This window comes from Anaeromonas gelatinilytica (assembly GCF_016820635.1).
Lineage (GTDB): Bacteria > Bacillota > Clostridia > Tissierellales > SIT17 > Anaeromonas > Anaeromonas gelatinilytica.
This window is the reverse complement of sequence record NZ_WSFU01000055.1, coordinates 1-4,784: the sequence shown is the minus strand read 5'-3', so window position 1 is coordinate 4,784 and position 4,784 is coordinate 1. Positions and strand designations below refer to the sequence as shown.

General features: G+C 29.6%; 6 protein-coding genes. All 6 read right to left on the bottom strand.

Translation table 11 applies throughout. The annotated features are described in order from the left end of the window. Positions 1 to 70 precede the first annotated feature (70 nt). Positions 71 to 805 (bottom strand): M20 metallopeptidase family protein, encoded by a 735-nt coding sequence (locus tag GOQ29_RS04330; RefSeq protein WP_203371413.1) that lies wholly within the window; start codon positions 803 to 805, stop codon positions 71 to 73. Further along, positions 798 to 1,730 carry a S66 peptidase family protein gene (locus tag GOQ29_RS04325; RefSeq protein WP_203371412.1) on the bottom strand — a complete coding sequence of 311 codons (933 nt, stop codon included), beginning with the start codon at positions 1,728 to 1,730 and terminating at the stop codon, positions 798 to 800. Before GOQ29_RS04325 ends, GOQ29_RS04330 begins: the two co-directional genes overlap by 8 nt. A gap of 46 nt (positions 1,731 to 1,776) precedes the next feature. Further along, complete coding sequence (locus tag GOQ29_RS04320) at positions 1,777 to 2,310, bottom strand: spore maturation protein (RefSeq protein WP_203371411.1); 534 nt, start codon at positions 2,308 to 2,310, stop codon at positions 1,777 to 1,779. Positions 2,311 to 2,324: 14 nt separating this feature from the next. Next, entirely contained in the window at positions 2,325 to 2,951 is a 627-nt protein-coding gene (locus tag GOQ29_RS04315) for a nucleoside recognition domain-containing protein (RefSeq protein ID WP_203371410.1), read from the bottom strand. 56 nt (positions 2,952 to 3,007) lie between these two features. Next, on the bottom strand, positions 3,008 to 4,345 hold the full coding sequence (gene lysA / locus GOQ29_RS04310) for a diaminopimelate decarboxylase (protein WP_203371409.1): 1,338 nt from the start codon (positions 4,343 to 4,345) through the stop codon (positions 3,008 to 3,010). Positions 4,346 to 4,467: 122 nt separating this feature from the next. Then, positions 4,468 to 4,784: hypothetical protein (locus tag GOQ29_RS04305; protein WP_207750640.1), on the bottom strand; the 317-nt coding region annotated here is incomplete at its 5' end.

Genomic DNA, 4,784 nt, shown 5'->3' with positions numbered 1-4,784 from the left:
AAGGATTTTGGATACTTTCGTATCACTCCATGCTCTTTATGAACATGGGAGGCTGTCAACATTTTAACTGTTAGTTACCTCCTTGTATTGTCCCCAAAGATATTACTGCAGAATCAATAGGATTTACATTTCTACTTACTATTGTTTGCAAAGCATTAATAACTTGAGATGCTATCATTATACTATCAATACCACTATGAGGATAAGCTCCATGGGTACTTTCACCAAATATATTAATTTCTAATGTATCAGAAGATGCATTCATTTTATCATACTTTATACCTATCTTACCCACAGGAATCTCTGGAGCCACATGTAATCCAAACACTGCATCAACTTTAAAATTTTCTAAGACTCCCTCTTCTATCATCTTTTTTGCTCCTCCTACTGTTTCTTCAGCAGGTTGAAATATTAATTTTACTTTTCCCTTTAATTCATCTCTCATATCATTTAAAATCTTAGCTGTACCCATAAGTATTGTCATATGTGCATCATGGCCACAAGCATGCATTTTACCTTTTATTTTTGATTTATAATAAACATCATTTCTTTCATCTATAGGTAAAGCATCCATATCAGCTCTAAGAGCTACTGTCTTCCCTTCCTTTTTTCCTTTTATAATTCCAACTACTCCTGTATTCGCAATTCCTCTTTCATATTCTATACCCATCTCGTCCAATAAATCGCATATTTTTTGTGAAGTTTTAAATTCCTCCATACCTAATTCAGGATACATATGAAATTCTCTTCTTATATTTATTAACCAATCTTTAATAGAATTAGACTTTTCTAGTATATTATTCATTTATTACAACACTCCCCTTTATAAATAATTTACCTCTATACCCATCAATTTCAACTTTACCTCCTAAAGGTAACACTATATTAGGAGTACAATGCCCAGATTTTAAATTATAAATTATTGGTATATTCAAAGGTACTAATATATCTTGAAATACTTCTATTAAAGTATGATCATTTTTATCCTGTGGAATACAATTATTAAAATCTCCTAATACTATTCCTCGAAGATTATCTAATTTTCCTGCTAATTTTAATTGCATTAACATTCTATCTATGGAAAATGTATATTCTCCAATATCCTCAATAAAAAAAATTTTATCATCTGTATCAATCTCATAAGGTGTACCTATAGTTGCAGAAACTAAAGCTAAATTTCCTCCTATTATTTCTCCTTCAACTTTCCCTTTGACTAAAGTTTTTATTTTATTTTCTTTAGGATTATTTACTTCTATTAAATCATTGGATGTCATAATTATTTTCTTTAAATATTGCAATGATAATTCATCTAAACCATCTTTCATATCACTTACTGTCATAGGACCATGAAATGTTATCAAATCACATATCTTGTTAATAGCTATATGTAATGCTGTTATATCACTATATCCCATAAATATTTTAGGATTCTCTTTTATTAAATTATAGTCTATTTTATCTAATATTCTATGAACACCATAACCACCCCTTATACAAAATACAGCATCTACACTTTTGTCTACAAACATTTCATTTATATTTTTTGCCCTTAAAACATCTTTTCCTGCTAAAAAGCCTTTTTTACTATAACAACTCTCACCTACTTTTACTTTAAATCCTATACTCTTTAAATATTTTATTGACTTATTAACATTTCCTTTAGGCGCATCGCTAGCTGGTGCAACTAATCCTATAGTACTACCTTTTTTTAACATTCTAGGTTTAATCATATAATCCCTTCCTTTCTAAAAAAATTAAGGGCTTAAGCCCTTAATTTTAAAACATTATATTAGCAACTATTACTGCAACTACTATACCTACAGCATCAGATATTAATCCAGCTGGTAAAGCATGTCTTGTCTTCTTAATAGATACGGCTCCAAAATATACTGCTAATACATAAAATGTAGTTTCAGTTGAACCCATCATTATAGAAGCCAATCTTCCAATAAAAGAATCTGGTCCATGAGCCTCAAATAAACTATTCATTACCCCTGAAGCTCCTCCACCAGAAAGTGGTCTCATTAACGCCATTGGTACTGTTTCTCCAGGCATTCCTATTTTATTCGTTATGGGACTTAATACTGAAGTTAATATTTCCATTGCACCTGACGCTCTAAAAATGCCTATAGATACTAACATAGCAACTAAAAACGGAATTATTTTAATTGCAGTTGTAAATCCATCCTTTGCCCCCTCTGTAAATGATTCATAAACTTTTACTTTTTTAAATACACCATAAGTAGGTATAGCTAATAAAATAAAAGGTATAGCATACTTTGATATTCCCTCCATTATTTCAACAAACATATAATCCCCCTCAATTATTTAGATCCAACTATTTTTTTATTGTTATTTGGATTTGTTTTGCTGAATCTTGGTAACTTTTGTAATGATTTCACAGCTATTATTGCTGCAATAGTTGATGCAAGGGTTGCTATAATTACTGGTCCTATTATCTCAGTAGGATTAGCTGAACCTGCTGCAGATCTATATGCTATTACAGTTGCTGGAATTAATGTAACACTAGATGTATTTATTGCGAGAAAAGTACACATTGCATTTGAAGCAGTATCACTATCATTATTTATTTCATTTAATTCTTTCATTGCTTTGAGCCCTAAAGGGGTAGCCGCATTCCCTAAACCTAATATATTAGCAGCCATGTTCATTATCATGGCTCCCATTGCAGGATGTTCTTCTGGTACCTCTGGAAATAATCTAATCATTATAGGCTTTACCGCCTTAGCTAAAATATTAACTAACCCCGATTCTTCAGCTATTTTCATAATTCCTAACCAAAGAGCCATGATCCCAACAAGGCCTATTGATAATTCCACCGCTAATTCCGCATTTTCAATGGCAGCATCAGTAACAGCTGTTATATTTCCAGTAAATACAGCTACAATAACTCCTATTACAATAAATAGAAACCAAATAATATTAATCATATATTTTTCCCCACTTCCTTAATATATTTTTGGAAAATAGCCATCACAATATAAAATTATAAGACCCCCTTTATCTTTGATGGACTACATTCCTTACAATTTACTATTCCAGGTAGTTTTTCTCCTATTAATAAATCTTCATAAGTTTGTCTTTCCACCATAATTTGAGCCTTACCATTTTTAACTAAGACTACAGATGGTCTTAAGTTTCTATTATAATTGTTTGCCATGGAAAAATTATATGCTCCTGTATTATATATTGCTAAAATATCTCCAGGATTTATATTAGGAACCATTAAATCCTCAATTAATATATCTCCTGATTCACAGCATTTCCCTGCTACAGTTACTAAATTTACTTTCTTATCATCTATCTTATTAGCTATATCTCCATTATATTTAGCTCCATAAAGAGATGATCTTAAGTTATCTGTCATGCCACCATCTACAGCTATATAAGTTCTAACTCCTGATATTTTTTTAATATTACCAATTGTATAAAGAGTAATTCCAGCTTCTGCTATTATCCATCTCCCTGGTTCAATCATAACCTGAGGCATAGAAAGATTATATTCATTGATCTTTTGATTTATTCTTTCCATTAAAGGTTTAATAAAATATTTTAGGGATACTTTATTGTCATCCTTTATATGAGATATACCATATCCCCCTCCTGTATTTAATTCCTTTGTTACATATCCTAGTCTTTCTTTTAATTCCCTCATAAGATTAATAACTATATCTGTTGCTTTAATATAATATGAATTATCAAATAATTGAGACCCCAAATGAAAATGAAAACCCTTTAATTTAACTCTTTTTGATTCTATAGCCTTTTCTACTGCATGAAAAAGCACACTTTTTTCTAATGGAATTCCAAATTTAGAATCCTTCTGACCAGTAATAATATACTTATGAGTATCACTATTAATACCTGGTGTTACTCTATATAAAATATTAATCTTTTCATCTAATTTATTAGATATTTTTTCTATTAATTCTAACTCATATAAATTATCAACTACTATTCTTCCTATTTTATTCTCAATAGCCATATATAATTCTTCATAACTCTTATTATTTCCATGAAATAAAATCTTTTCTCTAGGAAAATCAGCTCTTAATGCAGTATATAATTCTCCACCAGATACAACATCAAGCCCTAACCCTTCCTTTTCAATTATCTTGCACATAGACATAGTTAAAAATGCTTTACTAGCATATAGGGCTTTAGTATTATCATATTTTGCTAAGAATTCATTTCTTATTTCCTTGCATTTATACTCTATCTTTTTCTGGGAGATTACATATAAAGGTGTACCATATTTTCGAACTAATTCAATAGTATCACACCCATCTATCATTAAATGATTATTTACTTTTTTATTAGTCATATCGCTCACTCCTTATGCTTTTTATATTTATATATTATGCAATTACTATGCCAATGTTTGTACAGCATAAAATGAGCAATATAGTATATTAAAAATATAACTTTCCTAAAATTTGAACCATTTCAGTCTCTAAATTTTACATTATTAAAATTTATGATATTTATACTAAAAATATTTTTCCTTCTACGCAAACTTTTTCCTCTATTCCGGAATTTTAATCTGATATTTCTTCCTTTTCCCATAAAAAATTTATTCAAAAATATATCATGAATACTTTCTTTTCTAACTGTATATCCTTTACTTTGATAAAACTTAATCTTATCATTATTTTTATCTATTATAACCATATGACCAATTGCTTTAATATATTCCATAGACTGACTGCTCCCACACCTAAAGGAGTGGAGTTCTAAACTACTAAAGGCTTCTCTATCAAAAG